This window comes from Nocardia sp. Tas62D01 (assembly GCF_055232035.1).
The window spans coordinates 1,236,441-1,239,991 of record NZ_JBUYUZ010000001.1; the positions used below are offsets into that span (position 1 = coordinate 1,236,441).

Sequence of the window (3,551 nt, forward strand, 5' to 3'; positions counted from 1 at the left end):
TATATTCAAAATCGCCCTGAACATATGGTCGACACGAATGGTCGGATTCCATTCCCCCGGTAACGTCGCCGCGCGATATCGGCACGGCTCGAAGATATTTCGTAATTTTGACCGCATCCGGCAGATCGCCGCGGAAGGCTCGGCGATCGGGCGCCCGGCCAGGACCTTCGCCATCCGCATGACCGCCGAAAGAATTCGGGTCGATGATGTCGGCGGCTACGGACCCGCGCTACCTCGAACTCATGGTTCTTCCCGGAGCAACGGCCCTGTAAGCACTACATTCCGGTGTAGCACAATACGGCCGGGGCGGATATGCCATCCCTGCCACGGAATTCAACGCAGGAATTCGCGCAACGAATCGACCGTGGCGGCAAGGGAATCGATATCCGGCGCCTGCTGATGACCCACGGCGGGCGTGGTCAATTCGGCCTTGCGCCGGGCGATGTCCGCGACGGCATGCTGCGATGCCTCGGTCACCGCGGCGGCGATCTCGTCGTAGCTCAGTTCCCCGATATCGCCGGAGAACCGGATATCGATGGCGATGCCGTCGGCGTTCACGGTGACGCTCACCCGGCGCCGCGCGGCGGTCGCGGTGGCGGTGAGCCGCGCGCGCTCCTGCTGCAAGCGCGCAATCTCGGCCACCGTGGACTGGAAATCCTCGATGGCGCTGTCGATTTCGTCCCCGGCCATGGTGACTACCTCCTGTGCTCGGGTCTCAGCGATCCAGAATTCCGTGTTCGGGCTCATGGCGGGGCGCCATCCCGTCGCCGTACTCCGGACCGGAATACTGCTCGCGCTCCGACGGCGAGGTGAGCGGCGCGGGCACCGGCGCGGGCACCTGATCCCGCAGACCGGCCAGCCGTGCCATGCCCTCCTCGATCCCCGGCATGCCCGATCGCAGGGCCCGCAGCGGGGCCGTCAACTCCTCGCGCTTACGCCGTACCTCCGCCGCGGCCTGCTGCGCGGCCTGCAGGATGCCACGGGCGATCGCGCCGTAGCCCAGGTCCGAGACATCGTCGGAGAACTCGGTGCGCACGATGGAACCGGATGCGTCGACCGTCACGGTGATCCGGCCGTACTCAGCGGCCGCCGACGCGGTCATCGCCTCCCCCATGCGGCGGGCATCGGCGATCTTCCCGAGGACCTGCTGGAAATTGTCGATCATCTGGTTGGTCTGCTCGGCCAGCCGCTCGTTCTCCGGTCGTATCACGGCCCCGATGCCTCCTCGAGAAGATCGGCGAGACCGTCGGTCTCCACCTCCAGGCCCGCGTAACGGGCCAGATAATCCATCACATCCACCGGATCCCACTGCCCGTCGACATCGGGCAACAGCACCAGGAACCGCTCCGGATCCGGATCGTCCTGCCCGACCAGCGCCACCAACTGGCCCCCGCGCATGCGCAGGATCAGCAGCGGCAGATCGTCCTCGGGGATATCACCGAAACTTTCCTTCACCGCCCATTCCACCTCGTCGATGTCCATGTCCACCCAGCCGATCGGGCGGCTCGACCCCATGGTGGGCCACTGCTCCGGATCCACCGCGACCAGCGCGGGATCCGGCCACGGCCGTCGCCGGTCCAGCTCCGTCACCAGGCGCGTCAGGAAGTCCAGGATCGACTCGGCGTCGAAACCGTCTGTCAGCTCGACGATTTCGTCCGGGAGGGCGCCCGTCTCGACCGCCTCCGCCAGCACCGGGTAGAACTCGACGGCGGTAGCGGCATAGCTGATCCGATCGATCAGGTCCTGCGCGGCGGCGGCCACGATTTCGTCGCCGGACAGGTCCTCGACGTAGGCCATGGACGCGCAGAACTGGTGCAGGAGCGGGAGGTCGTCGTAGTCCGCGGGGTCGTCGTAGTCCGCGAGAGCGAAGTCGGTCACGCCATCGTCGTCGCCACCGGATGCGGTCGCCTCAAGGGCATCGCCCGATTCGCGACCGGCCTCGTCCGACTCCTGCGCGCCAGGTCCGCCGGACGGCGGCAACTCGGCAAGGTCGAGCACCAGACCATCCGCACCGCGCCGCTCGAAGATCGGATCAGCCTGCGGCGCAATATCCTTCAGGTACGAATCACCGGTATCGGGCCGAAACCGCAAATACAGCTCGGCCTCGGCGCCCAGGCCCGGCCGCTCGGCGTCCCCGGCCACCCCCTCGACGAACCCCACCTCCCACCGCAGAATCGCCTCGACATGCTCGGTCGTCAGCATCCCGTCGGGCATCGCCTCATCGGCCGCGACCACCCCCGGCTCCTCCAGCACCCGATACGCCGGTTCGACCGCCGGCGCGGTCGCCGCCACCATCCATCGCCCCCGCGCATCGAGCGCCCCGACCTCCACCACCACGCAAACCCCACCGACGCCGACGATGACCGCGCCGTCCTCGCGCCTGCCCATTATCCGCGGCATACATCCTCACTCCGACGCCGACTACCCGCCCCGGACCCTAGGAGACGAATGTGCACACGGCCACCCGACGGCAAGGCGACGAACCGTTTGTTCACCTGCCCGCCACCCGATCCGCATGCCGCCGACCGCAGTCGACGCCCGCTCCCTGGTGGTCGGGCCGGTGCGTTCACGATGTGCCGGAATTCGGCCGACGCCGACCGTCGCGGTCGACCCAGCGCAACGGTCGTCCCACGGCGCCACGCGACGGTTGTCGCTCGGCGCACCTGCCCGCGCGACGCGGCTGATCGTCCGCACAACTGGCGCCGGGGTTTCGGGCGCGGGTGGTGGCGCATCGCCGGTCCACGTCTTATCGAAGAAATTCACAGACGTCTCGTTGCGCACCTCGACCCAGAACATGTCCACCCCCGTCTCGGGTCCGGCAACCTCGATATTCCCTTCCACCCGCAATATCGAGATGCGGATCCCCCGCTCCGAGGCATACTTTCGCAGCCTCGGGAAGAACGTCTTGTAGTAACTGTCGAGCACCCTTCTCTCGACGTCCACGTAACCGTGCTCCTGCAGGATCCGCCAGCCCGTACGAGGCTCCGCGCCGAACAGCCGCCGCGGCTGGCTCAACAGCGTCGCACGCTGCTGCGAACTCAACCGATGATCATCGACCGGGTCCAGCGGAACCGGCAGCTCATCGACCCCCCCACACCAACGGAACCAACTCGACCACATGAGCTGCACTGCCGCCTTTATCCCGCACACTGGCCATGATGATCCGATGCCTCGCATCCACCGGACCCGACCCCGGGCCGATTCTATTTCTTCTATTCAGTACCGTGATATGAATGCTGTTCCTGGCGAGAAATTCGGCGATTTCCGGGTGCTTGTCGCTGGTATAACCCATGTGAAACTTCTTGGGAATGTCCTTGTACTTGTATGCGTCCAGGATCTTATACGGAGTCTGCACCCCCTCGGCGACCTTGACCTTCCAGCCGTGCCGCAATTCGCGTCTTTGTCACCGCGCTCGGCCAGGATTCTCCAGCCCGCACGGGGCTCCGCACCGAACAACCGCACCGCTGCCTCAAACGCTACCTCGCCGGCGAGCTCTACCAGCTCATCACCGCCGAACCCGCGCAAGCCACCGCTTGACATCCATAGGAGCA

4 protein-coding genes are annotated in these 3,551 nt (G+C 66.2%); all 4 read right to left on the reverse strand.

The annotated features are described in order from the left end of the window. Positions 1-333 precede the first annotated feature (333 nt). From ACV7NQ_RS06120 to ACV7NQ_RS06135, 4 genes are read right to left on the reverse strand one after another with little or no spacing between them, the layout of a single operon-like run. Positions 334-747, reverse strand: coding sequence for a YbaB/EbfC family nucleoid-associated protein (locus ACV7NQ_RS06120; RefSeq protein ID WP_463358722.1), 414 nt, complete (start codon positions 745-747; stop codon positions 334-336). Further along, entirely contained in the window at positions 716-1,210 is a 495-nt protein-coding gene (locus tag ACV7NQ_RS06125; RefSeq protein ID WP_463358723.1) for a YbaB/EbfC family nucleoid-associated protein, read from the reverse strand. Before ACV7NQ_RS06125 ends, ACV7NQ_RS06120 begins: the two co-directional genes overlap by 32 nt. Next, positions 1,207-2,400, reverse strand: coding sequence for a hypothetical protein (locus ACV7NQ_RS06130; protein ID WP_463358724.1), 1,194 nt, complete (start codon positions 2,398-2,400; stop codon positions 1,207-1,209). Before ACV7NQ_RS06130 ends, ACV7NQ_RS06125 begins: the two co-directional genes overlap by 4 nt. 21 nt (positions 2,401-2,421) lie before the next feature. Next, complete coding sequence (locus ACV7NQ_RS06135; RefSeq protein WP_463358725.1) at positions 2,422-3,042, reverse strand: hypothetical protein; 621 nt, start codon at positions 3,040-3,042, stop codon at positions 2,422-2,424. Positions 3,043-3,551: the final 509 nt, after the last annotated feature.

What these genes read in the sequence shown, in the direction of transcription:
- ACV7NQ_RS06120 (WP_463358722.1), bottom strand. Translation starts at nt 747, where the DNA reads ATGAGCCCGAACACGGAATTCTGGATCGCTGAGACCCGAGCACAGGAG.
- ACV7NQ_RS06130 (WP_463358724.1), bottom strand. Translation starts at nt 2,400, where the DNA reads ATGCCGCGGATAATGGGCAGGCGCGAGGACGGCGCGGTCATCGTCGGC.